Origin of the sequence: Salmonella sp. NW177, from assembly GCF_051811585.1 — a bacterium.
Taxonomy (GTDB): Bacteria; Pseudomonadota; Gammaproteobacteria; order Enterobacterales; family Enterobacteriaceae; genus Salmonella; species Salmonella enterica.
The window spans coordinates 59,437-83,326 of the sequence record NZ_JAMMZV010000009.1; the positions used below are offsets into that span (position 1 = coordinate 59,437).

The following is a 23,890-nucleotide window of genomic DNA, read 5'->3' on the forward strand; positions in this document are numbered from 1 at the left end:
TTTTGATGGCCAATAATACCACTGGATTCACCAGAATTATCAAAGCGGCAGGATATTCCTGGAAAGGATTTCGCGCCGCATGGACTCACGAAGCGGCGTTTCGCCAGGAAAGTATCGCGGTATTGCTGGGCGTCATCATCGCCTGCTGGCTGGATGTGGATGCGATTACCCGTGTGTTATTGATAGGTTCCGTTTTACTTATCATGATTGTTGAAATCCTCAACAGCGCTATTGAAGCGGTCGTGGACCGCATCGGTTCTGAATACCATGAGCTTTCCGGCCGTGCGAAAGATATGGGATCGGCTGCGGTGCTACTGTCTATTTTCGTTGCCCTGATGACCTGGGGCATCCTGTTATGGTCACATTTTCGATAAAGGTTCCAAATTTTATAAATCTCTTGTTTTTTGCGCCGTTTGTGGTTCCAAAATCACCTTTAACTGTATATACTCACAGCATGACTGTATATACACCCAGGGGGCGGAATGAAAGCGTTAACGGCCAGGCAACAAGAGGTGTTTGATCTCATCCGGGATCACATCAGCCAGACAGGTATGCCACCGACGCGTGCGGAAATCGCGCAGCGTTTGGGGTTCCGTTCCCCAAACGCGGCGGAAGAACACCTTAAAGCGCTGGCGCGCAAAGGGGTGCTTGAAATCGTTTCCGGCGCATCGCGAGGTATCCGTCTGTTACAGGAAGAAGAGGACGGATTACCGCTTGTCGGGCGTGTCGCGGCGGGTGAACCGCTTCTGGCGCAGCAGCATATTGAAGGCCATTACCAGGTCGATCCTTCGCTGTTCAAACCCAGCGCCGATTTCCTGCTGCGCGTGAGCGGTATGTCGATGAAAGACATCGGTATTATGGATGGGGATTTGCTGGCGGTACATAAAACGCAGGACGTCCGTAATGGCCAGGTGGTTGTCGCTCGCATTGATGATGAAGTGACAGTAAAACGCCTGAAAAAGCAGGGCAATAAAGTAGAGCTGCTGCCGGAAAACAGCGAGTTTACACCGATAGTGGTGGATCTGCGCGAACAAAGCTTTACGATTGAAGGGCTGGCGGTAGGCGTCATTCGCAACGGGGAATGGTTGTAGTCTCTTTTTAATCTCCTTGTAAGCCGTCATCCGGCAATCGTGCAGCCTGATGGCGCTGCGCTTATCAGGCCTACGGGAATGCAGTTCCTGAGATGATTAATTTGTAGGCCGGATAAGGCGTTACGTCGCCATCCGGCAATGCGCTCGTTTCCTTTAACTCCTTGTCAGGCTTTTCTCCATGCCGCTTTTTACCTCCTCTGATAAAGCTCTCTGGCGTCTCGCGCTGCCGATGATTTTTTCTAACATCACCGTCCCCTTACTGGGGCTGGTCGATACGGCGGTGATTGGTCATCTGGACAGCCCGGTTTTCCTGGGCGGCGTGGCGGTGGGCGCGACTGCCACCAGCTTTCTTTTCATGCTGCTGCTATTTCTACGTATGAGCACCACCGGCCTAACGGCGCAGGCATTTGGCGCCAAAAATCCGCAGGCGTTAGCCCGGGCGCTCATTCAACCGTTATTACTGGCGCTGGGCGCTGGCGTGATGATTGTGCTATTTCGCACGCCGCTTATCGAGCTGGCTTTACATATTGTCGGCGGGAACGACGCTGTCCTGGTGCAAGCGAGACGCTTCCTTGAAATTCGTTGGCTAAGCGCTCCCGCGTCACTGGCGAATCTGGTGCTGCTCGGTTGGCTGTTAGGCGTTCAGTATGCGCGGGCGCCGGTTATCTTGTTGGTCGTGGGCAATATCCTCAATATCGCGCTCGACCTGTGGCTGGTAATGGGGCTTCATATGAACGTGCAGGGTGCCGCCCTGGCGACGGTCATCGCAGAATATGCCACGTTACTGATCGGCCTCATGATGGTACGTAAAGTTCTCCATCTCCGCGGTGTGTCGCTGGATATGCTAAAACAGGCCTGGCGCGGCAACGTGCGCCGCCTTTTGGCGCTCAATCGCGATATCATGCTGCGCTCATTGCTCCTTCAGCTTTGTTTTGGCGCAATCACGGTGTCAGGCGCGCGGCTGGGCAGCGATATTATCGCGGTAAATGCAGTCCTGATGACCTTACTCACCTTTACGGCCTATGCGCTGGACGGTTTTGCTTATGCGGTGGAGGCGCACTCCGGTCAGGCTTACGGCGCGCGTGACGGTAGCAAGCTACTGGACGTCTGGCGAGCGGCGTGTCGTCAGTCAGGAATTGTGGCCTTGTTGTTTTCCACAGTCTATGCCCTGGCAGGCGAACATATTGTCGCGTTACTGACCTCATTGCCGCAAATACAGCTACTGGCGGATCGGTATCTTATCTGGCAGGTGGTATTACCGCTGGTGGGCGTATGGTGCTATCTGCTCGACGGTATGTTTATTGGCGCGACGCGCGCCGCCGAAATGCGCAATAGCATGGCAGTCGCCGCGGGAGGATTCGCGCTGACGCTCTTCGCCCTGCCGGTATTAGGAAATCATGGTTTATGGCTGGCATTAACCGTGTTCCTGGCGCTTCGCGGTCTGTCGTTGAGCCTTATCTGGCGTCGTCACTGGCGCGAGGGTACATGGTTTGCCAGATCGTGACGGTTAAAAATTCTGAATATAAAACCGAAGGCCGAATTCCTGCCTACAATTATTATCACGTCCAGCAGAAATTGCAGTGCATTTGGGCGAATAACACCTGCTATTCCTAACCGAATGATGAGGACAAGATGATGAATAAAGACGAAGCCGGCGGTAACTGGAAACAGTTTAAAGGTAAAATGAAAGAACAATGGGGTAAACTGACCGATGACGATATGACCGTTATCGAAGGTAAACGCGACCAACTGGTAGGTAAAATCCAGGAGCGTTACGGTTACCAGAAAGATCAGGCGGAAAAAGAGGTTGTTGACTGGGAAACCCGTAACAACTATCGCTGGTAATATGTTTTCCCCTACCAGGAGTACATGGATGTGCTTCCCCCTGTTTGCCTGTGAATGCGGGCGTGCCCCTCTCTACTGCCGCCCGTTTTTCCGTTCAGGCTAACGTGGTTTTTTCTTCACCAGCACCGAGTGATCGTGACCACAGTCGCCCGGATGGCGACACGCTTCCACTTCTACGCACGCAGGGCACAGACCGTGCGCCTCAATAACGTTATGTCGTAGCGCAAAGCCCATTTTAGCCGCCAGCGTATGCATGATGTCTTCCACGCCCTCGGCACACTCTTCCTTCACCACGCCACAACGATCGCAGATAAACATGGCCGAGCTGTGCGTCGGCTGGTCGAACAGGTGGCAAACCACATAACTATTGGTGGATTCCACTTTATGGACAAAACCCTGTTCGAGCAAAAAATCCAGCGCGCGGTAGATGGTGGGCGGTTTGGCCTGTGGTTCCGTTTCGCGCAGCAAATCGAGCAAATCGTATGCGCTGATGGCACCCTGTTGCAGACTCATCAGGCGCAGCACTTCGAGGCGCTGAGGCGTCAGGCGCACGTTGCGCTGCGCGCAGAGTTTTTCAGCTTGCGCCAGTAACTCTTGCGTTGTGGTCTTTTCCATGTAGCACCTCGAATGGCATGAAAGTCTAATCCGTTACTTTACCACGAGCTGCTTAAAACTCTGAAATTACCCCGCGACAATATATCGCCTGCTAAGCTTTTCCGCGCCAGTATTCTCATCTATACCTAATGAGGGTCGATATTATAACAACAGGATTTAACATCACTATTTCACAGCAATAGTTCGCCTCTGTCCGGTAAAGCGTGGCGGAGGGATTACTTCACCTGATAATAAGATGGGCTAACTGTGAACAAAAACGTCAAACTTTCACTGATTGCTATCGCGGTCTCGCTTTTTATGGCAAAGCAGGCGGGCGCCGCCAATACCTGGACGGAAGCGCGTAATGACGCAATGGGCGGGACGGGCGTTGCGTCCGCGAATTATGGCAGCGGAGTACTATTAAATCCGGCGTTACTGGCAAAAGCCAAACCGGAAGACAATATCACTGTTGTCCTTCCTGCGGTCGGCGTCCAGATTACGGATAAAGACAATCTCCAGGATGAAATTGACGATATCAGCGATAAAGTGGATTACTACGATGAGGTCGTCGATAACCTTACGCTGGGGCAAATTCTGCTCAATCCGCGAGGCGTGCTGAATCAATTTCAGGGCGCCGCGCGCGACCTGGCCGATGAGCTGGAATATCTCAACGGAAAAACCGCCCGCGCCAATGCCGGCGCCGGGTTGGCGGTAAGTATTCCAGGGCAAACGCTTTCCGTGGCGTTTATCGCCAAAGGTTATGCGCATGGGCGCGTGAGTTCGTCCATTGATCAGAACGATATTCAGTATCTGCGCGATATCCAGCATGATGAACGTGTCGCGCTTCGTGAAGCAGGACGCGCTGCTTTGCTGGGGTCTGACGAAATTACAAAGCATTTAAACTCTACCGCGTCGGGGCGGGTAGCGATTGTATCTGACTACGGTATTGCGCTGGCGAAGCAGTTTGTGGTGGGCGAGGTGCCTGTTTCCATTGGCGTTACGCCAAAACTGCAAAAAACCTGGCTCTATAACTACACCACCTCAATTTATAACTACGACAGTAGCGACTGGAATAGCAGCCGTTATCGCAATGACGATACGGGTTTTAACATTGATGCGGGGCTTGCTGCCGATATCGGTGAAAACTGGACGTTGGGGCTGAGCGGGCAAAATCTGGTATCTCGCGATATCGATACGAAAGATATTTACATCACTAATGGTATGACGGGAGAAACCACCAACTACAAAGATACATACCAAATCCGCCCCCTGGTTACCGCGGGCGTCGCATGGCATAACGATTTGCTGACCGTAAGCGCCGATGGCGATCTGACGGAAACGAAAGGCTTTAAGAGCGAAGACAATTCACAGTACGTGGGTGTCGGCGCTGAAGTTCGACCGTTGTCATGGCTGGCGGTGCGCGCAGGGTATCGTGCGGATGTGAAAAATAACGATAGCAATGTGGTTACCGGCGGTCTTGGCTTTGCGCCCTTTAACCGTGTGCATCTCGATTTAATGGGACTGTACGGCGAAGATGAAACCTGGGGGGCAGGCGCGCAGCTTACAATGACATTCTGAGGTGCTTTCACCGGAGGCGCTACGCCTCCGGTTTAGCGTTATGCTATAGTAACGCCCCTTTTTTAACCGGATGCTTATTTATTCGCCATGCAGCCTGAAACCCAGTCCTCCGCTTTACCTGCTTATCGCTTCTCCATCGCGCCTATGCTCGACTGGACGGACAGACATTGCCGCTATTTCCTGCGTTTGCTGTCTCGCCAGACGCTGCTCTACACCGAAATGGTGACCACGGGCGCGATTATTCACGGTAAGGGTGACTATCTGGCTTATAGCGAAGAAGAGCATCCGGTCGCTCTACAGCTTGGTGGAAGCGATCCGGCTCAGCTTGCGCATTGTGCAAAGCTGGCGGAAGCGCGTGGCTACGATGAAATTAACCTCAACGTGGGGTGCCCTTCCGATCGCGTGCAAAACGGTATGTTTGGCGCCTGTTTGATGGGCAATGCGCAACTGGTCGCCGATTGTGTTAAAGCCATGCGTGATGTCGTCTCGATTCCGGTAACGGTAAAAACCCGCATTGGTATTGACGATCAGGACAGTTATGCGTTCCTGTGTGATTTCATTAATACGGTTTCCGGTCAGGGCGAATGCGAGATGTTTATTATCCATGCGCGCAAAGCCTGGCTTTCTGGCTTAAGCCCGAAAGAAAATCGTGAGATCCCGCCGCTGGATTACCCGCGCGTCTATCAGCTAAAGCGGGATTTTCCGCACCTGACCATGTCCATTAACGGCGGCATCAAATCGCTGGAAGAGGCGAAGGAGCACCTGCGCCATATGGATGGCGTCATGGTTGGCCGCGAAGCTTATCAGAATCCGGGTATACTGGCCGCGGTGGATCGGGAGATTTTTGGCGCCGATACCACCGATGCCGACACGGTTGCGGTGGTTCGCGCGATGTATCCCTATATTGAGCGTGAATTGAGCCAGGGAGCGTATCTGGGGCATATCACTCGCCATATGCTGGGGTTGTTCCAGGGCATCCCCGGCGCGCGGCAGTGGCGTCGCTATCTGAGCGAAAACGCCCATAAAGCTGGCGCGGATGTTGCTGTACTGGAGCAGGCGCTAAAACTGGTGGCAGACAAGCGTTAAAAGTTCGCCAAAAATTAGTCAATCTCACCACGCTCTGTGCAGTCTTGCAGGGCTTTTTCTTTATATATCAAAAATATAAATATTGGCATGATTTTTGTAATAGCTTACCTGACCAAACCCGGTAAGCGCCGTGCCGCCGGGCAATGCCATCTTTATGGGGAGCGACTATGCTGGAACTACTTTTTGTGCTTGGCTTTTTTCTGATGTTAATGGTGACGGGCGTCTCCTTGCTGGGCATTCTGGCCGCGCTGGTTGTAGCGACTGCCGTCATGTTCCTGGGCGGAATGTTCGCCCTGATGATCAAACTGTTACCGTGGCTACTGCTGGCGGTGGCTGTGGTGTGGGTGATCAAAGCAGTAAAAACGCCAAAAATCCCACAGTATCAGCGCAATAACCGTCGGTTTTACTAAGGTATTGAGCGGTTCGTCACAACCTGGAACTTTGCCCTCACAGGCAAATAGGAATCGATTATTAAATCTGTCATGATTGCGCAGGTAACGAATTCATCGCGCTGTACCCTACATACAGCCGAACAAAAAAAGAAAGGGCTTCCCGGGTGGAAGCCCAATTTCTTTGCAGAGCTATTACGGAATCAGCAGGCTTGAGCCCTGTGTGGCCCGGCTTTCCAGCACCTCATGTGCGCGACGGGCATCTTTTAACGCATAGCGTTGATTTTCAGCCACATCAACTTTAATCACGCCGCTGGCGATCAATGAGAACAATTCATTGCTGGCTTCGGTCAGTTCTTCACGTGTCGTAATATACCCCTGTAGTGAAGGTCGCGTGGCATACAGGGAACCTTTCTGATTCAGAATACCTAAATTCACGCCAGTGACGGGGCCGGACGCATTGCCGAAACTGACCATCAGTCCCCGACGTTGCAGGCAGTCCAGTGAGGCTTCCCAGGTATCTTTCCCCACGGAGTCATAGACCACGCGGACTTTTTTGCCGCCGGTGATCTCTTTTACCCGTTCGACAATGCTCTCCTCACGGTAATTAATTACCTGCCAGGCGCCAGCGTCCAGCGCCCGCTGCGCTTTTTGCGCGCTACCGACGGTACCGATAAGCTTCGCGCCCAGCGCTTTCGCCCACTGGCAGGCGATCAGACCGACGCCGCCCGCAGCGGCATGAAACAGGAAGGGTTCGTCGGGTTTCACTTCATAGGTTTTGCGCAACAGGTAAAAAACGGTCAACCCCTTGAGAAAAGAGGCTGCCGCCTGTTCGAAGGAAATGGCGTCAGGTAAAATCGCGGCTTTATCTGCGGGGACGTTATGGACGGAACTGTAAGCGCCGAGCGTTGACTGCGCGTAGACGACGCGATCGCCCACGCGAATGTGCTCCACGCCGTTGCCGACTTTACTGACCACACCCGCAGCTTCGGTTCCCAGGCCCGCAGGCAACGACGGGGGCGGATAGAGTCCGCTACGGATATAGGTGTCGATGAAGTTGATACCAATGGCTTTGTTCTCAACCTGGATTTCGTGTTCCGCCGGTTCCGCTGGCGTAAACTCCACGGTCTGAAGCACTTCCGGACCACCATGCTTGTGAAATTCAATACGCGTTGCCATGCTTCCTCCAAAAGAAATGTGGTAATCTTTCGACCCAATCACTATCTCGGTAACTCCATTCACTATGGCAGGAAATAAACCCTTCAACAAACCACAGACTGATGCCCGCGACCGCGATCCGCAGGTTGCCGGGATAAAAGTGCCGCCGCACTCGATTGAAGCGGAACAGTCGGTGTTGGGCGGTTTAATGCTGGATAACGAGCGCTGGGACGATGTGGCCGAGCGCGTGGTGGCGGAAGATTTCTATACCCGTCCGCATCGCCATATCTTTACGGAGATGGGGCGCTTGCAGGAAAGCGGCAGTCCTATCGACCTGATTACGCTCGCGGAATCGCTGGAGCGGCAGGGCCAACTGGACAGCGTCGGCGGCTTCGCCTATCTGGCGGAGCTGTCTAAAAACACGCCAAGCGCGGCGAACATCAGTGCTTATGCGGACATTGTGCGCGAACGCGCCGTGGTCCGCGATATGATCGCGGTGGCGCATGAAATTGCGGACGCCGGTTACGATCCACAGGGGCGCAATAGCGACGAACTGCTGGATCTGGCGGAGTCGCGCGTCTTCCAGATCGCGGAAAACCGGGCCAACAAAGACGAAGGTCCGAAAAGCATCGACCAGATTCTCGACGCTACCGTGGCGCGTATTGAGCAGTTGTTCCAGCAACCGCACGATGGCGTTACAGGCGTGGATACCGGCTATCAGGACCTCAATAAAAAGACGGCAGGGTTACAGCGTTCGGATTTGATTATCGTCGCGGCGCGCCCCTCCATGGGTAAAACCACTTTTGCGATGAACCTCTGCGAAAATGCGGCGATGTTGCAGGATAAACCGGTACTGATCTTTAGTCTGGAGATGCCCGGCGAACAGATCATGATGCGTATGCTGGCCTCGCTGTCCCGCGTCGATCAGACACGTATTCGTACCGGTCAACTTGATGATGAAGACTGGGCGCGAATCTCCGGCACGATGGGCATTCTGCTGGAGAAACGCAATATGTATATTGACGACTCCTCAGGTCTTACGCCGACAGAAGTCCGTTCGCGCGCGCGGCGTATTTTCCGCGAACATGGCGGGTTAAGTCTGATTATGATCGACTACCTGCAATTGATGCGTGTGCCGTCGCTTTCTGATAACCGTACTCTGGAAATCGCCGAAATTTCTCGCTCGTTGAAAGCGCTGGCGAAGGAACTCCAGGTGCCGGTCGTGGCGCTATCGCAGCTTAACCGCTCTCTGGAACAACGCGCGGATAAACGTCCGGTGAACTCCGACCTGCGTGAATCCGGCTCTATTGAACAGGATGCCGACTTAATTATGTTTATCTACCGTGATGAGGTTTATCACGAGAACAGCGACTTAAAAGGCATTGCTGAAATTATTATTGGTAAGCAACGTAACGGTCCTATCGGTACGGTTCGTCTGACGTTCAATGGTCAGTGGTCGCGCTTCGATAACTATGCGGGACCGCAATACGATGATGAGTAACTCTCCGTCATTCTTTTAACAAGGAATTCAAATGCAAGCGGCAACAGTCGTCATTAACCGCCGCGCTCTGCGACACAACCTGCAACGTCTGCGTGAACTGGCGCCTGCCAGTAAGCTGGTTGCGGTGGTGAAAGCGAACGCTTATGGACACGGTCTTCTGGAGACCGCGCGAACGCTCCCTGATGCTGACGCTTTTGGCGTGGCGCGTCTTGAAGAGGCTCTACGTCTGCGAGCGGGCGGGATCACGCAGCCTATCCTGCTGCTGGAGGGTTTTTTCGACGCCGCCGATTTGCCGACCATTTCCGCGCAATGTCTGCATACCGCCGTACATAATCAAGAGCAGCTTGCCGCCCTGGAGGCGGTGGAGCTGGCGGAGCCGGTAACGGTCTGGATGAAACTGGATACCGGTATGCATCGTCTCGGCGTGCGTCCCGAAGAGGCGGAGGCGTTCTACCAGCGTCTGACGCACTGTAAAAATGTACGCCAGCCGGTGAATATCGTCAGCCATTTTGCCCGTGCGGATGAGCCGGAATGCGGCGCTACCGAACATCAGCTCGACATTTTTAATGCCTTCTGTCAGGGTAAACCCGGTCAGCGCTCTATTGCCGCGTCTGGCGGTATCCTGCTGTGGCCGCAGTCTCACTTTGACTGGGCGCGTCCGGGCATCATTTTGTATGGCGTATCGCCGCTGGAGCACAAACCCTGGGGGCCGGATTTTGGTTTTCAGCCGGTGATGTCCTTAACCTCCAGTTTGATCGCGGTGCGTGACCACAAAGCGGGCGAACCGGTGGGCTACGGCGGGACATGGGTGAGTGAGCGCGACACGCGCCTGGGCGTGGTGGCGATGGGGTATGGCGATGGCTACCCACGAGCGGCGCCTTCCGGTACGCCAGTACTGGTCAATGGCCGTGAAGTTCCGATTGTCGGGCGGGTGGCGATGGATATGATTTGCGTGGATTTGGGGCCAAACGCGCAGGATAACGCGGGCGATCCGGTGGTCTTATGGGGTGAAGGTCTGCCGGTTGAACGTATCGCTGAAATAACAAAAGTAAGTGCTTACGAACTTATCACGCGCCTGACCTCAAGGGTGGCGATGAAGTATATTGATTAAATACGCGGCGGGCCGGGTGGCGCTTGCGCTTATCCGGCTTGTATCGCGCATTGGCTGTAGGCCGGATAAGACGTTCATGCCGCTATCCGGTAATATGCGCATCCACCACAACATCCTCTCGATCTTCTCGTCCTTCCGGTTTATTGTGTTATTTCCTGCCCTCTGTAAACCTGGAGAACCATCGCGTGTTTCAAAAAGTTGACGCCTATGCCGGCGATCCGATTCTTTCACTGATGGAGCGTTTTAAAGACGACTCCCGTCACGACAAAGTAAATCTGAGCATTGGCCTGTATTACAACGAAGACGGGATTATCCCACAGCTCAAAACGGTGGCCGAAGCCGAAGCCCGGCTTAACGCGCAGCCGCATGGCGCTTCGCTGTACCTGCCGATGGAAGGACTCAATACTTATCGCCATACTATCGCGCCTTTGCTCTTTGGCGCCGATCACCCGGTTCTTCAGCAACAGCGCGTGGCCACTATCCAGACATTAGGCGGTTCCGGCGCGCTGAAAGTGGGTGCGGATTTCCTGAAGCGTTATTTCCCCGACGCAGGCGTATGGGTGAGCGACCCCACCTGGGAAAACCATATTGCGATATTTGCCGGGGCAGGATTCGAAGTGAGTACTTACCCCTGGTATGACGACGCGACTAACGGCATCCGTTTTAACGATCTGCTGGCCACGCTGAATACGTTACCTGCGCGCAGTATCGTGCTGCTGCACCCCTGTTGTCACAACCCGACCGGGGCGGATTTAACGCCTTCGCAATGGGATGCGGTGATTGAAATAGTGAAAGCGCGCGATCTGATTCCGTTCCTTGATATTGCCTATCAGGGGTTTGGCGCAGGCATGGACGAGGATGCTTACGCTATTCGCGCCATTGCCAGCGCCGGGTTACCTGCGTTAGTCAGTAACTCTTTTTCGAAGATTTTCTCGCTGTACGGCGAGCGCGTCGGCGGCCTGTCCGTGGTGTGTGAAGATGCTGAAATTGCCGCGCGGGTTCTGGGACAGCTAAAAGCGACGGTGCGCCGAATTTACTCCAGTCCGCCGTGTTTCGGCGCTCAGGTGGTCGCTACGGTCCTGGGCGATGAGGCGTTAAAAGCGGGCTGGCTGGCGGAAGTCGACGCGATGCGTAACCGCATTATATCGATGCGCCAGACGCTGGTGAAGGAGCTGAAGGCGGAGATGCCTGACCGCAACTTTGATTACTTGTTACAGCAGCGCGGTATGTTCAGCTATACCGGGTTAAGCGAGGAGCAGGTCGATCGGTTGCGCGATGAGTTTGGCGTTTACCTGATTGCCAGTGGCCGCATGTGTGTCGCCGGGCTTAATGCTTCAAATGTACACCGCGTGGCGAAGGCATTTGCCGCTGTCATGTAATATTCAGGCCGGACGGCGATAACAGTGCCCTCCGGCCTGACAATAGCTGTTGTGATCATCCTCTTTTTTCGTAACAAAACCGCAGATAATCCTTCCTTTTGACCGTTACTGGCGTTATGGTCAGATAGTTTTTTGAGCAAAGACTCATCTTAATAATTATAATATTTTGAATTTTAAGGGAAAAGCATGAAAAAAATAACCCTGGCGCTGAGTGCCGTCTGTTTGTTGTTTACGCTAAACCATTCCGCGAATGCGTTAGTATCTTCCCCTTCGACGCTCAATCCGGGCACTAATGTTGCAAAACTCGCGGAACAAGCGCCTGTCCATTGGGTCTCTGTCGCCCAGATTGAAAACAGCCTCACCGGACGCCCGCCGATGGCGGTCGGCTTTGATATTGACGACACCGTGTTATTTTCCAGCCCCGGATTCTGGCGCGGAAAGAAAACCTATTCCCCGGACAGCGACGATTATCTGAAAAATCCGGCCTTTTGGGAAAAAATGAACAACGGCTGGGATGAGTTCAGTATTCCAAAAGAAGTGGCCCGACAGCTCATTGATATGCATGTTCGCCGTGGCGACAGTATTTACTTTGTCACTGGTCGTAGTCAGACGAAAACGGAAACCGTGTCGAAAACGCTGGCGGATAACTTCCATATTCCGGCGGCGAATATGAATCCGGTGATTTTCGCCGGCGATAAACCGGAACAAAATACGAAAGTACAGTGGCTGCAGGAGAAGAACATGCGTATCTTCTACGGCGATTCGGATAACGATATTACCGCGGCTCGTGATTGTGGTATCCGCGGTATTCGCATCCTGCGCGCGGCTAACTCCACCTACAAACCGCTGCCGCAGGCAGGAGCGTTTGGCGAGGAAGTCATTGTCAACTCGGAGTACTAAAAATCAGGAGAGCGTCAGGCTCTCCTTTTTTGCATGATTTTTGCACAAACTTGCCCCGCTGGCTTTTACCTTTTCCAGACTTGCTGCACACTATTCAGGAGACGTTTGTTTTTAGGAAGGAGCAGCCTATGTGGTATCAGCGCACCATTACACTGAGCGAGAAGCCGCGCGGGTTTCATCTGATAACAGATGAAATTACCGATAAATTGTCTGGCTTACCGCCTGTCGAAACGGGTTTGCTGCATCTGTTGTTGCTACATACCTCGGCCTCGCTGACGTTAAACGAAAACTGCGATCCTACCGTGCGCGCTGACATGGAGCGCCATTTCCTGAAAACCGTTCCCGATAATGCGGCGTATGAACATGACTACGAAGGCGCGGATGACATGCCTTCGCATATTAAGTCGTCAGTATTGGGCGTCTCGTTGCTGCTGCCTGTACGCCAGGGGCGTTTACAGTTAGGAACATGGCAAGGTATCTGGTTGGGAGAACACCGTATTCACGGCGGTCCACGTAAAATCATCGCGACACTACAAGGGGAATGATAATGACCATTTCGGAATTACTGCAATACTGCATGGCAAAACCTGGCGCAGAGCAGAGCGTCCACAGCGACTGGAAAGCGACGCAAATTAAAGTGGAAGATGTACTTTTCGCGATGGTAAAAGAAGTTGAAGGACGCCCGGCAGCCTCTCTCAAAACCAGCCCGGAACTGGCAGAGTTGTTACGCCAGCAGCACAGCGATGTACGACCGAGTCGGCACCTTAATAAAGCGCACTGGAGCACGGTCTATCTGGACGGATCGCTGCCGGATTCACAACTCTATTATCTGGTCGATGCCTCTTATCAACAGGCGGTAAATGCGCTGCCGGAAGATAAACGCAAGCAGTTGCCGCATTCCTGATTATAGCGCGCCGACCAACAACGCCAGGGCGATATCAATGAGGCGGATGACCGTAGACCGGATACGGCTGCCGAGGGCGATTTGCGCATTATTGGCGCGTAGCCTGGCGAGGTCCCGCTGTCCTTCCAGCAGAATAATCATATCGTCGTCGTCCAGCCAGCCGCGAGCATGTTCCTGAAGCGCGCGGGCGATAAACGCGGCGGACTCGCGTATACCGTCGTCGCTGTCTTCTCTTGCCTGCTTATACGCCTGGATAAACTCGGCAATCGCCGAGGAGGCTACAGGATGTTCGGCCCGGGCGGTGGTCATCAGGTAATGTATTTCGTTAATAGACGCCATTTTCTTCTCCCTGAGTGCAGCGAGCGCCCAAATGCAGACACTCACCCTGTATGGCTAATTTCCAGACCTGATTATTTTGCTGTTGGTATCTCTCAGTCTGGATGTAAGTAAGTGGTTGCTTACGTTGCATAACCCGCGCATAAAGACGCAAATAGTGATTTTTCAGCAGCGCCAGATTTTCGAGTCGGTGTTTATCCCCACCTTGACGGGCGACCCGCTCAGCCTGAAAAAATGTCTGGCGGATATCGCGGTCATCCTTGAGCAGTGTCTCTTTTTGCCACGGTATTCGCGCCGCGTCCTGCAGGAAGCGGGTTGAGCGCGCTTGTAATAGCGTCAGTTGTTGAAAAGCCACGGCGCTAAAGCGGTCAGGCAGCGTACAGGCGGATAAAAACAGGCACAGCAGTAGTGTGATTGCGTAGGGCAACTTCATGGTGTTTTCCATAACAGACCGTTTGCGCTATCACATGTCAGAGCGAGGCGGCACGCAAATCACAAATGCTCAACACGGATACAATGAGGTGGGATGAGGAAAAATGATGCCGCTTCCCGGCGAATCGGAAAGCGGCGTGAAGGTTATTTGAGCATAGGTTTAAGGAAGCGGGCGGTATGCGACGCCTCGCACTCCGCCACGGTTTCCGGCGTACCGGAGACGAGAATTTCGCCGCCGCCGCTGCCGCCTTCCGGGCCGAGGTCGACAATCCAGTCCGCCGTTTTAATGACGTCCAGGTTGTGTTCGATCACCACGATGGTGTTGCCCTGATCGCGCAACTGATGCAGAACGTCAAGCAACTGCTGAATATCGGCAAAGTGCAGGCCGGTGGTCGGCTCGTCGAGAATATACAGCGTCTGCCCGGTGCCGCGCTTCGACAGTTCGCGCGCCAGCTTCACGCGCTGGGCCTCGCCGCCGGAAAGCGTCGTCGCCGACTGACCAAGACGGATATAGGTCAGCCCCACGTCCATCAGCGTCTGCAGCTTACGCGCCAGCGCCGGAACCGCATCAAAGAACTCACGCGCTTCTTCAATGGTCATATCCAGCACTTCGTGGATGGTCTTGCCTTTGTACTTAATCTCCAGCGTTTCCCGGTTATAGCGCTTGCCTTTGCACTGGTCGCACGGCACGTAAATATCCGGCAGAAAGTGCATTTCGACTTTAATGACGCCATCGCCCTGGCACGCTTCGCAGCGACCGCCGCGCACGTTGAAGCTGAATCGCCCTGGCGTGTAGCCGCGCGAGCGAGACTCCGGCACGCCAGCAAAAAGCTCGCGAACCGGGGTAAAGACGCCCGTATAGGTCGCCGGGTTGGAACGCGGGGTGCGCCCGATCGGGCTCTGGTCGATATCAATCACTTTATCGAAATGTTCCAGCCCTTGAATATCCCGATACGGCGCCGGTTCGGCGATAGTCGCCCCGTTTAACTGACGCTGGGCGATGGGGAACAGCGTGTCGTTAATCAGCGTCGATTTACCGGAACCCGAGACGCCGGTGATACAGGTAAACAGCCCTACCGGTAGCGTAAGGGTCACATCTTTCAGGTTGTTGCCGCGTGCGCCGGTGAGTTTGAGCACTTTTTCTGGATTTGCCGGCACGCGTTGTTTCGGCACTTCAATTTTGCGTTTACCGCTCATGTACTGGCCGGTCAGCGATTCCGGTACCGCCATAATGGCTTCCAGCGGGCCTTCCGCCACCACCTCGCCGCCGTGAACGCCCGCGCCGGGGCCAATATCAATCACATGGTCGGCGGCGCGGATGGCGTCTTCATCGTGTTCCACCACAATCACGGTATTGCCAAGATTGCGCAGATGAATCAGCGTACCCAGCAGCCGTTCGTTATCGCGCTGGTGCAGACCGATGGACGGTTCATCCAGTACATACATCACGCCGACTAACCCGGCGCCTATCTGGCTCGCCAGACGAATACGCTGGGCTTCGCCGCCGGAAAGCGTCTCTGCCGAGCGGGAGAGCGTGAGATAGTTCAGGCCGACGTTCACCAGAAACTTGAGGCGATCGCCGATCTCTTTTAGCACTTTTTCGGCGATTTTCGCCCGTTGCCCGGAAAGCTTGAGATTAGTGAAAAAATCCATCGCATGGCCAATGCTCATATCGGAAATAGCAGGCAGCGGCGTATTTTCCACAAATACATGGCGCGCTTCGCGATTCAGTCGCGTTCCTTCACAGCTGGCGCAGGGGCGATTACTGATGAACTTCGCCAGCTCTTCGCGCACCGCGCTGGATTCCGTCTCTTTATAACGGCGCTCCATATTATGCAGCACGCCTTCGAACGGATGGCGGCGCACGGAAGTATCGCCGCGATCGTTCATATATTTAAATTCGATGTTCTCTTTGCCGGAACCGTACAGCACGACTTTGTGTACGTTGGCGTTGAGGCTTGCCCACGGCGCATCTACGTCGAACTTATAGTGTTCCGCCAGCGACTTGAGCATTTGAAAGTAGTAAAAATTGCGACGATCCCAACCACGAATCGCGCCGCCTGCCAGCGACAGGTCGGGATTCTGGATCACGCGGTCCGGATCGAAATATTGCTGAACGCCGAGCCCGTCACAGGTCGGGCAGGCGCCTGCCGGGTTGTTGAATGAGAACAGACGCGGTTCCAGCTCGCGCATACTGTAGCCGCAAATCGGACAGGCAAAATTGGCGGAGAACAGAAGCTCCTCCGCTTTCTCATCGTCCATATCGGCAACAACCGCCGTGCCGCCGGATAATTCCAGCGCCGTTTCGAACGACTCCGCCAGGCGTTGGGAAAGATCGTTACGAACTTTGAAGCGATCGATCACCACCTCAATGGTATGTTTCTTTTGCAGTTCCAGCTTCGGCGGATCGGAGAGATCGCAGACTTCGCCGTCAATACGGGCGCGAATGTAACCCTGGCTTGCCAGATTTTCCAGCGTTTTGGTGTGTTCGCCTTTACGCTCTTTAATAATCGGCGCCAGCAGCATCAGACGTTTGCCTTCCGGCTGTGACAGTACGTTATCGACCATCTGGCTAACGGTTTGCGCCGCCAGCGGCACGTCATGGTCCGGACAACGCGGCTCGCCCACGCGGGCAAACAGCAGGCGCAGGTAGTCGTGGATCTCGGTAATAGTACCCACCGTAGAGCGCGGGTTGTGAGATGTCGATTTCTGTTCAATTGAGATCGCGGGCGATAGCCCCTCAATATGGTCGACATCCGGTTTTTCCATGAGCGACAAAAACTGCCGCGCGTAAGCGGAGAGCGATTCAACGTAACGACGCTGCCCTTCGGCATACAGAGTGTCGAAAGCCAGTGAGGATTTGCCTGAACCCGAAAGCCCGGTCACGACAATCAGTTTGTCGCGGGGGATGACGAGGTTAATATTTTTGAGATTATGGGTGCGGGCGCCCCGAACTTCGATCTTATCCATTCACCTTTCCCGGTAGAGACTCGGATGCCTGGTTTGTTTGAAGGACAAACGGCAGAAACGGCTAATTATGACACAATTTAACCTGTTTGAATATACAGTATTGGAATGCATCTTCAGCTAAAGTATGCAACAATATGAGGTTCGCGCGAGTGACCTGGAACCTGCATCGCAGCTATTAAAATGCTACGTGGAAATGGTACACTCACGCGTTTACACTATTTATGAAACGTATTCAGGAGACTCAATTATGGCCAGCAGAGGCGTAAACAAGGTGATTCTCGTTGGTAATCTGGGCCAGGACCCGGAAGTACGCTATATGCCGAGTGGCGGCGCTGTCGCCAACTTAACGCTGGCTACTTCTGAATCCTGGCGCGATAAGCAGACCGGCGAAATGAAAGAGCAGACTGAATGGCACCGGGTGGTGATGTTCGGCAAACTGGCGGAAGTGGCCGGCGAATATCTGCGTAAAGGTTCTCAGGTGTATATCGAAGGTCAATTGCGTACCCGCAAGTGGACCGATCAGAGTGGCCAGGAACGCTATACGACTGAAATTAACGTTCCGCAGATCGGCGGCGTGATGCAGATGCTGGGTGGTCGCCAGGGCGGCGGCGCACCGGCAGGCGGTCAGCAGCAGGGGGGGTGGGGTCAACCGCAACAACCTCAGCAGCCGCAGGGCGGCAACCAGTTCAGCGGCGGCGCGCAGTCGCGTCCACAGCAATCCGCGCCAGCGCCGTCTAACGAACCGCCAATGGATTTTGACGACGACATTCCGTTCTGATTTTTGGTAAAAAACTCAAAGCGTTATTTGCATTTTCGCTATAGTTCTCGTCTGCTGAAATGCCTGGTGTAAACCAGGCATTTTCTTACCTGGTATTATTGTCTTAGAGCCTATCCCTGCAGCCAGTTTGGACACGGACAGCGCGCAAAAACCGGAGCGTACACGTAGTACGTGAAGTTTGACTCGCTACGCTCGCCCTTCGGGCCGCCGCAAGCGGCGTTCAAAACGCTAACGCGTTTTGGCGAGCACTGCCCAGGACCAAAATGGCAAGTAAAATAGCCCTAATGGGATAGGCTCTTAGTATCCCTTTCAAAAAAGAGAAGCGCATATCTTACGGAAAAATGTCGCTTATCGCCTCTGGCCGACTCGCCTCGGCACATCATTATCCAGCCGAAGTTCATAAATGTACTGCAATAACCCGGATTGTCTTAAATATGAAAGAGAAAACTCATCTGCAAAATATATAATTTATAGCCATTTTTTGACAACAAAAAGATATTATAAAATAACGTTAGAGAATGGTCGGTATTATCAATAGTTAATTAAATGTTTGCTTTAGCTTGTGATGGGCTCAAATATGATATGTGCATCTTGCTTTATTTTTAATTGCTGAAGATAAAGTTGTTACTTATAGCTGGCTTTATATAAAAAATGGTTTTATTTGTGTGTGTTTTTACGCAATTCTGATTTTTTACTCCCCACTTATTATATTTTTAATGATTTAAGTTATATTGAAGTCCCTATGACCCTATGTTTTAATTGTGAAAATTAATTTTATCCTCTGGAGGCAAATTTATTAAATACGTATTGTTATAACGCGTATTAAAAAGAAATATGTCCTTAAAATGATTTAGAGTTTTAATGATTAGCTAACAAATCTATTTATCGGCGGGTGGTTTTAATTTGCTGATGACTATTTTTTATTTATGAGCTGAGAGCTTATGCGATACCTATTATTGGGGAAAATATAGTTAGTGCAATAATTGATGTCTACCTAATTAAAAAAATGAAGAGTGTTTTTAATTAAAGCACTCATCTTTGTTGTGGGCGCATAAAAATGGCGTCGTTGTTTTTATTTTTCTGATTACGAGATGTAAGAAAACTGAAATCTATAAAGCGTATTGGTAGCAGGAAGCCAAGGGCGGTAGCGTTCACTTTCTGAATAAGTTGAGCATCCTTTATCCTTTCTAATCTACAAAAACATTTTATTCACAATGTAATATCAGGAGACAACATGGAAGACGAAAGTAATCCGTGGCCTAGTTTTGTTGATACATTCTCTACGGTATTGTGCATTTTTATATTTCTTATGTTGGTGTTTGCACTTAATAATATGATTATTATGTATGACAACTCAATTAAAGTTTATAAAGCAAATATAGAGAGTAAGACTAAATCTACTGCTCAAAATAGCGGAGCCAATGACAATTCAAATGCTAATGAAATAATTAATAAGGAAGTGAATACCCAAGATGTGTCGGACGGAATGACTACAATGTCAGGTAAGGAGGTTGGAGTATACGATATCGCCGATGGTCAGAAAACTGATATAACGTCTACAAAAAATGAGCTTGTTATTACGTATCATGGCAGGCTGAGAAGCTTTTCAGAAGAGGACACTCATAAAATAAAGGCTTGGTTAGAAGACAAAATCAATAGTAATTTATTGATAGAAATGGTTATTCCTCAGGCAGACATCTCTTTCTCTGACTCTCTACGACTGGGATATGAACGGGGAATTATTTTGATGAAAGAGATTAAAAAAATATATCCTGATGTAGTTATTGACATGAGTGTTAACTCCGCAGCATCAAGTACAACGAGTAAAGCTATTATCACGACTATTAATAAAAAGGTGTCAGAGTGAAATATATAAATCATTACCGCTATTTGTTTGTCTGTTTTTTCCTTGCCATACTCCCTTTTTTCGCTTTATCTTTTCCCGGTATAAGAGAGTATGTTTTTGATAACTTCATGGTTTCTGCAATTTACAATGGAGTCATTATTGCCATTTATATTACAGGTTCTTTGTGTGCATTATTCACTATTCTTAAAAATATTTCAGCAAAAGACATATTAATAGCTCAGGACGCCAGTAGAAAAAATAGCATTCTTTCTAACCTCAATCAGGTTTTGTTTGCCGGGGAACCCAAACAGTGTGATTTCAATTTGCTGATGGAATTAGATGACAATGTGTCTACCGCCCGTAACCAACGATTGTCATTTATTATGAGCTGTAGCAATGTGTCGACGCTTGTTGGCCTGTTGGGGACGTTTGCGGGTCTGTCTATTACGATTGGTTCAATCGGGAACTTATTGAGCTCGCCATCAGATGTTGGCGGTGATAATGCAAGTAATACACTCAATATGATCGTGACAATGGTAGCGTCGCTTTCTGAACCATTGAAAGGGATGAATACCGCATTTGTATCTTCTATCTATGGTGTTGTTTGCGCCATCCTCCTGACCTCACAAAGTGTTTTTGTTCGCAGCTCCTATTCCCTTGTTTCTACGGAAATCAAAAAATTAAAAATCATAAGCAACAGATCCAATAATAAACAGCGAAGCCTGCGGGTTGAATCAGAGACGCTTGTAGAATTTAAAGAGTTGTTTAAAGCTTTTTTTGATAACTATCTGTCAGTTGAAAATTTACGGACGCAGGATGAAGAAAAGAAACGAGAGATGCTATCAGATAGCTTTGTCACTTTGCAAAACCGGCTATTGGATAACTCAGCAAAACTAGAGCAACTTTCTACGCTGATTGATGGTTATCTGGTAAGCAGTAACGAAAATCTCAAAAAATTATCTGACGGTGTAATAACAATTACCTCGCGTTTATCTGAAGGTAATATCCTGCTTGCTGATAATAATGCACGACTGGAGGCAATGAGTACAATACAAAATATTATAGATAAAAAGAATGATTCAATAATGGCATCAGTTGATAAATGTTATCAGGAATCTCTTTCACATGGTAAGACCATAAACGATATTGCCGCTGGCAGTGCCGATATTTCCCATACTCTCGATGGGCTGAGAAAAGAAATGGATGAGGATATGAATAATGTTCATTTAGCGCTATCCGATCTATCGGCTACTGATAAAAAGATTATTACTAATACTAAAGAGATTAGTGCTGAAATGGTTAGCTACCGTGATACCTATATGCCATTAATGGAAAAAATAACATCTATGCATCAGGAAATAGTAAAGCAACGTTTGTTAAACAAGGAGGAAAAAAATGAAGATTAAGATGTTTTTTCTGACGACTGCTTTTATTACACAAAGCACATACGCCAGCGAGCTTCCGGTCATTCCTCTAAGAGATTTAGTTAATGCCGCATTAACGCATCAGCCCTCTGTTGCTGTTTCATATTATGAGACTGAAAAGAAAAACAGTGACTTAGATCTTTCACGGGCAGCACTTTATCCTACCCTGGATCTAACATCTGGCCTTAATAATAACAGAAAGGAGTCGTCAGGTACCGAGAGAAACGTTGAAAATAAGGTGTCCTTATCATACCGAATAACGGATTTTGGAGTGAGGGGGGCTAATATCAGGAAATCTGAATATGAAAGAGATAATAGTAAGACTGACTATGAAAAAACAAAGAATATAGTGTCTCAGGAGGTTGTGACAACCTATTATAACATCAGTAAATATCGTGAAATGATTGATGGCGTAAATCTGGAGAAAGAGTTTTATAAAAAGATGCTGGAAACTTTTTCGCTGCTGGTATCTTCCGGTGTAGCTATGCAATCTGATATGCGTAAAGTACAAGTATCTATCGATGCATTAAATACCAGAAGCATTATGTATCAGTCGATGTTGGATGATGAAATGTATAAAATGCAGAATATGACTGGTCTGAATTTGTCACCAGATCAGATTCAAAGCGATGAAAAATTCAACCTCTTCAAAAAATATATCTTTGTCGAAAGCCCTGAAAAACTTATAGACATGGTGATGAAATACAACGATGACTATAAGATGCTTGTCAATACCCGAAAAGCCGCGACCGAAGATATTAATGCCGCAAAATCATCCTATTTTCCGACTGTAGATCTCGTTTCCAGCTATGTACAGAATAACCCGAGCGGTAGTGCCAAAAAAAGTGATTATGAAGATGAATTTAAAACGGGTATCAATGTCAGTTTCAACATTTTTAATGGGTTCAGAAATTCAGCCCAGGAAAGAAAAATGGTGGCAAGTTACTCGCAGGCTAAGCTGCAAATTGACGATTTTTTGATTAAAACGCGTTATAACATTGATTCACAACTTTCAAGATACGCCGCTGCAAAAGAGACTTACTCAGTGGCGGAACGTTCACATACAAACGCGTTACGGCTTACTGAATTATATGAGCAGGAGTTTCAGTTAGGGCAAAAAAGTTTGCTTGATTTAATTTCAAGCCGTAATGAAGCATTTCAGGCATATGTAAGCATGATCGACAGCAAATATAGCCTGTATATTTTAAAGTTACAGCAACTCTCATTGATTTTTCATTTAATGGATTATTTAAAAGGAAATACTGAAAGTGAGTTAAATGTAATGAAATGAATAGAAGACAAAGCGATCATCTCATGATGATAATTATTTCTTTGACGATCTTAATTATTATCCTTACCTACTTTATAGAAATTAATTCAGTAGTTCATGGTCAGGGCGTTATCACTACTAAAGATAATGCTCAGTTAATATCTCTTTCTAAAGGAGGGACGATACAAGATATTTATGTGGCCGAGGGTGATACTGTAAAAAAAGGAGAACTCCTTGCAAAGGTCGTTAACCTTGATCTGCAAAAAGAATATCAAAGGTATAGAACTCAAAAAGGGTATCTGGATAAAGATGTTAACGAAATATCTTTCATTCTTGATAAAGAAAATGAGAGTGGGTTGATTACCCTGGATGGTACCCGTTCTTTAAGCAATAAAGAGGTAAAAGCGAATATTGAATTAGTGCATAGTCAGATAAGAGCTAAAGAGTTAAAAAAAACCTCTCTTGATTCTGAGATTAGCGGATTACAAGAGAAGCTGAGTTCGAAAGAAAAAGAACTTGCATTGCTTGCCGAAGAAATAAATATTCTTTCTCCACTGGTAAAAAAAGGAATTAGCCCATATACCAATTTTCTTAACAAGAAACAGGCGTATATAAAAGTTAAGTCTGAAATTAATGATATTGAAAGTAGCATCACTTTAAAAAAAGATGATATTGAGCTGGTTGTTAATGATATTGAGGCGCTTAATAATGAATTGCGCTTATCTTTATCTAAAATAATATCTAAAAATCTTCAGGAACTTGAGGTTGTTAACTCTACATTAAAAGTAATAGAGAAGCAGATAAATGAGGAGGATATCTATTCACCGGTTGACGGTGTAATTTATAAAATCAATAAAAGTGCCACTACTCATGGTGGTGTGATTCAGGCGGCGGACTTACTTTTTGAAATAAAACCAAAAGTAAGGACTATGCTGGCTGATGTGAAAATATTACCCAAATACCGTGACCAAATATATGTAGATGAAGCCGTTAAACTGGATGTGCAGTCAATTATCCAACCAAAGATAAAATCGTATAATGCGACTATCGATAATATTAGCCCTGATTCCTATGAGGAAAATACCGGAGGAACAATTCAGCGTTATTATAAAGTAATTATTGCATTCGATGTTAATGAAGATGATTTACGGTGGTTAAAACCAGGTATGACTGTTGACGCCAGTGTAATTACCGGAAAACACAGCATTATGGAATACCTGTTATCTCCCTTGATGAAAGGCGTGGACAAAGCCTTTTCAGAACCAGTTAATACTAAACGATTAGATACACCTTGAGAG

General features: G+C 49.6%; 24 protein-coding genes. 19 read left to right on the forward strand and 5 right to left on the reverse strand.

Annotated features, from left to right (window positions below; genetic code table 11):
• Positions 1–5: 5 nt before the first annotated feature.
• The 5 genes from NA986_RS21185 (at position 6) to NA986_RS21205 (ending at position 2,936) form a co-directional block, all read left to right on the forward strand.
• Entirely contained in the window at positions 6–374 is a 369-nt protein-coding gene (locus NA986_RS21185) for a diacylglycerol kinase (RefSeq protein WP_000002900.1), read from the forward strand.
• Between the two features lie 108 nt (positions 375–482).
• Positions 483–1,091 (forward strand): transcriptional repressor LexA, encoded by a 609-nt coding sequence (gene lexA, locus NA986_RS21190; protein WP_000646079.1) that lies wholly within the window; start codon positions 483–485, stop codon positions 1,089–1,091.
• A gap of 178 nt (positions 1,092–1,269) precedes the next feature.
• Positions 1,270–2,595: an MATE family efflux transporter DinF gene (dinF, locus tag NA986_RS21195; protein ID WP_001128113.1), complete on the forward strand. Its 1,326-nt coding sequence runs from the start codon at positions 1,270–1,272 to the stop codon at positions 2,593–2,595.
• Complete coding sequence (locus NA986_RS21200; RefSeq protein WP_001575282.1) at positions 2,592–2,705, forward strand: hypothetical protein; 114 nt, start codon at positions 2,592–2,594, stop codon at positions 2,703–2,705. Before dinF ends, NA986_RS21200 begins: the two co-directional genes overlap by 4 nt.
• Before the next feature lie 21 nt (positions 2,706–2,726).
• A complete protein-coding gene (locus NA986_RS21205; RefSeq protein WP_001030592.1) occupies positions 2,727–2,936 on the forward strand; it encodes a CsbD family protein in 210 nt (69 codons plus the stop codon).
• A gap of 99 nt (positions 2,937–3,035) precedes the next feature.
• Here NA986_RS21205 and zur read toward each other — a convergent pair whose 3' ends face one another.
• Complete coding sequence (zur, locus tag NA986_RS21210) at positions 3,036–3,551, reverse strand: zinc uptake transcriptional repressor Zur (protein WP_000416271.1); 516 nt, start codon at positions 3,549–3,551, stop codon at positions 3,036–3,038.
• A gap of 246 nt (positions 3,552–3,797) precedes the next feature.
• Here zur and NA986_RS21215 point away from each other — a divergent pair, with 246 nt between their 5' ends.
• From NA986_RS21215 to pspG, 3 genes are all read left to right on the forward strand, one after another.
• Positions 3,798–5,108 (forward strand): conjugal transfer protein TraF, encoded by a 1,311-nt coding sequence (locus NA986_RS21215; RefSeq protein ID WP_001039322.1) that lies wholly within the window; start codon positions 3,798–3,800, stop codon positions 5,106–5,108.
• Between the two features lie 87 nt (positions 5,109–5,195).
• Positions 5,196–6,194, forward strand: coding sequence for a tRNA dihydrouridine(20/20a) synthase DusA (gene dusA / locus NA986_RS21220; RefSeq protein ID WP_070793931.1), 999 nt, complete (start codon positions 5,196–5,198; stop codon positions 6,192–6,194).
• 167 nt (positions 6,195–6,361) lie between these two features.
• Entirely contained in the window at positions 6,362–6,604 is a 243-nt protein-coding gene (pspG, locus tag NA986_RS21225) for an envelope stress response protein PspG (protein WP_000891414.1), read from the forward strand.
• Between the two features lie 174 nt (positions 6,605–6,778).
• On the opposite strand, the gene NA986_RS21230 is transcribed toward pspG, so the two are convergent.
• Positions 6,779–7,762, reverse strand: a complete 984-nt coding sequence (locus NA986_RS21230) for a quinone oxidoreductase (RefSeq protein WP_000235550.1) — start codon at positions 7,760–7,762, stop codon at positions 6,779–6,781.
• A gap of 64 nt (positions 7,763–7,826) precedes the next feature.
• Here NA986_RS21230 and dnaB point away from each other — a divergent pair, with 64 nt between their 5' ends.
• From dnaB to NA986_RS21260, 6 genes are all read left to right on the forward strand, one after another.
• Positions 7,827–9,242, forward strand: coding sequence for a replicative DNA helicase (dnaB, locus tag NA986_RS21235; RefSeq protein WP_000918353.1), 1,416 nt, complete (start codon positions 7,827–7,829; stop codon positions 9,240–9,242).
• A gap of 31 nt (positions 9,243–9,273) precedes the next feature.
• Positions 9,274–10,353, forward strand: a complete 1,080-nt coding sequence (alr, locus tag NA986_RS21240; protein WP_001147296.1) for an alanine racemase — start codon at positions 9,274–9,276, stop codon at positions 10,351–10,353.
• A 185-nt stretch (positions 10,354–10,538) separates the two neighbouring features.
• Positions 10,539–11,732 carry an aromatic amino acid transaminase gene (tyrB, locus tag NA986_RS21245; RefSeq protein WP_000486909.1) on the forward strand — a complete coding sequence of 398 codons (1,194 nt, stop codon included), beginning with the start codon at positions 10,539–10,541 and terminating at the stop codon, positions 11,730–11,732.
• A gap of 186 nt (positions 11,733–11,918) precedes the next feature.
• Positions 11,919–12,632, forward strand: coding sequence for an acid phosphatase AphA (gene aphA / locus NA986_RS21250; RefSeq protein ID WP_000724435.1), 714 nt, complete (start codon positions 11,919–11,921; stop codon positions 12,630–12,632).
• Between the two features lie 128 nt (positions 12,633–12,760).
• Entirely contained in the window at positions 12,761–13,177 is a 417-nt protein-coding gene (locus NA986_RS21255; RefSeq protein WP_000270393.1) for a secondary thiamine-phosphate synthase enzyme YjbQ, read from the forward strand.
• A 2-nt stretch (positions 13,178–13,179) separates the two neighbouring features.
• Positions 13,180–13,536, forward strand: a complete 357-nt coding sequence (locus NA986_RS21260; RefSeq protein WP_023201666.1) for an MmcQ/YjbR family DNA-binding protein — start codon at positions 13,180–13,182, stop codon at positions 13,534–13,536.
• Here NA986_RS21260 and NA986_RS21265 read toward each other — a convergent pair whose 3' ends face one another.
• The 3 genes from NA986_RS21265 to uvrA all read right to left on the reverse strand — a co-directional run bounded on the left by NA986_RS21265 (position 13,537) and on the right by uvrA (position 17,274).
• A complete protein-coding gene (locus tag NA986_RS21265) occupies positions 13,537–13,875 on the reverse strand; it encodes a hypothetical protein (RefSeq protein WP_000146597.1) in 339 nt (112 codons plus the stop codon).
• Positions 13,862–14,317 (reverse strand): hypothetical protein, encoded by a 456-nt coding sequence (locus NA986_RS21270; RefSeq protein ID WP_077957212.1) that lies wholly within the window; start codon positions 14,315–14,317, stop codon positions 13,862–13,864. The genes NA986_RS21265 and NA986_RS21270 overlap by 14 nt, the downstream gene beginning before the upstream one ends.
• 131 nt (positions 14,318–14,448) lie before the next feature.
• Positions 14,449–17,274 carry an excinuclease ABC subunit UvrA gene (gene uvrA, locus NA986_RS21275; RefSeq protein WP_023201665.1) on the reverse strand — a complete coding sequence of 942 codons (2,826 nt, stop codon included), beginning with the start codon at positions 17,272–17,274 and terminating at the stop codon, positions 14,449–14,451.
• Between the two features lie 247 nt (positions 17,275–17,521).
• Here uvrA and ssb1 point away from each other — a divergent pair, with 247 nt between their 5' ends.
• From ssb1 to siiD, 5 genes are all read left to right on the forward strand, one after another.
• Positions 17,522–18,052 carry a single-stranded DNA-binding protein SSB1 gene (gene ssb1 / locus NA986_RS21280; RefSeq protein WP_000168322.1) on the forward strand — a complete coding sequence of 177 codons (531 nt, stop codon included), beginning with the start codon at positions 17,522–17,524 and terminating at the stop codon, positions 18,050–18,052.
• 1,234 nt (positions 18,053–19,286) lie between these two features.
• On the forward strand, positions 19,287–19,919 hold the full coding sequence (gene siiA, locus NA986_RS21285) for an SPI-4 type I secretion system auxiliary protein SiiA (RefSeq protein ID WP_000389246.1): 633 nt from the start codon (positions 19,287–19,289) through the stop codon (positions 19,917–19,919).
• A complete protein-coding gene (locus tag NA986_RS21290; RefSeq protein WP_000875180.1) occupies positions 19,916–21,304 on the forward strand; it encodes a MotA/TolQ/ExbB proton channel family protein in 1,389 nt (462 codons plus the stop codon). Before siiA ends, NA986_RS21290 begins: the two co-directional genes overlap by 4 nt.
• Positions 21,294–22,613 (forward strand): SPI-4 type I secretion system protein SiiC, encoded by a 1,320-nt coding sequence (gene siiC, locus NA986_RS21295; RefSeq protein WP_023138419.1) that lies wholly within the window; start codon positions 21,294–21,296, stop codon positions 22,611–22,613. The genes NA986_RS21290 and siiC overlap by 11 nt, the downstream gene beginning before the upstream one ends.
• Positions 22,610–23,887 (forward strand): SPI-4 type I secretion system protein SiiD, encoded by a 1,278-nt coding sequence (siiD, locus tag NA986_RS21300; RefSeq protein ID WP_001081935.1) that lies wholly within the window; start codon positions 22,610–22,612, stop codon positions 23,885–23,887. Before siiC ends, siiD begins: the two co-directional genes overlap by 4 nt.
• Positions 23,888–23,890: the final 3 nt, after the last annotated feature.

Coding starts and splice junctions, on each gene's coding strand:
- dusA (WP_070793931.1), top strand. CDS start 5,196: ATGCAGCCTGAAACCCAGTCCTCCGCTTTACCTGCTTATCGCTTCTCC.
- pspG (WP_000891414.1), top strand. CDS start 6,362: ATGCTGGAACTACTTTTTGTGCTTGGCTTTTTTCTGATGTTAATGGTG.
- NA986_RS21260 (WP_023201666.1), top strand. CDS start 13,180: ATGACCATTTCGGAATTACTGCAATACTGCATGGCAAAACCTGGCGCA.
- ssb1 (WP_000168322.1), top strand. CDS start 17,522: ATGGCCAGCAGAGGCGTAAACAAGGTGATTCTCGTTGGTAATCTGGGC.
- dnaB (WP_000918353.1), top strand. CDS start 7,827: ATGGCAGGAAATAAACCCTTCAACAAACCACAGACTGATGCCCGCGAC.
- NA986_RS21255 (WP_000270393.1), top strand. CDS start 12,761: ATGTGGTATCAGCGCACCATTACACTGAGCGAGAAGCCGCGCGGGTTT.
- dinF (WP_001128113.1), top strand. CDS start 1,270: ATGCCGCTTTTTACCTCCTCTGATAAAGCTCTCTGGCGTCTCGCGCTG.
- NA986_RS21265 (WP_000146597.1), bottom strand. CDS start 13,875: ATGGCGTCTATTAACGAAATACATTACCTGATGACCACCGCCCGGGCC.
- uvrA (WP_023201665.1), bottom strand. CDS start 17,274: ATGGATAAGATCGAAGTTCGGGGCGCCCGCACCCATAATCTCAAAAAT.
- NA986_RS21205 (WP_001030592.1), top strand. CDS start 2,727: ATGAATAAAGACGAAGCCGGCGGTAACTGGAAACAGTTTAAAGGTAAA.
- NA986_RS21230 (WP_000235550.1), bottom strand. CDS start 7,762: ATGGCAACGCGTATTGAATTTCACAAGCATGGTGGTCCGGAAGTGCTT.
- siiC (WP_023138419.1), top strand. CDS start 21,294: ATGAAGATTAAGATGTTTTTTCTGACGACTGCTTTTATTACACAAAGC.
- lexA (WP_000646079.1), top strand. CDS start 483: ATGAAAGCGTTAACGGCCAGGCAACAAGAGGTGTTTGATCTCATCCGG.
- zur (WP_000416271.1), bottom strand. CDS start 3,551: ATGGAAAAGACCACAACGCAAGAGTTACTGGCGCAAGCTGAAAAACTC.
- NA986_RS21270 (WP_077957212.1), bottom strand. CDS start 14,317: ATGGAAAACACCATGAAGTTGCCCTACGCAATCACACTACTGCTGTGC.
- NA986_RS21185 (WP_000002900.1), top strand. CDS start 6: ATGGCCAATAATACCACTGGATTCACCAGAATTATCAAAGCGGCAGGA.
- siiD (WP_001081935.1), top strand. CDS start 22,610: ATGAATAGAAGACAAAGCGATCATCTCATGATGATAATTATTTCTTTG.
- siiA (WP_000389246.1), top strand. CDS start 19,287: ATGGAAGACGAAAGTAATCCGTGGCCTAGTTTTGTTGATACATTCTCT.
- alr (WP_001147296.1), top strand. CDS start 9,274: ATGCAAGCGGCAACAGTCGTCATTAACCGCCGCGCTCTGCGACACAAC.
- aphA (WP_000724435.1), top strand. CDS start 11,919: ATGAAAAAAATAACCCTGGCGCTGAGTGCCGTCTGTTTGTTGTTTACG.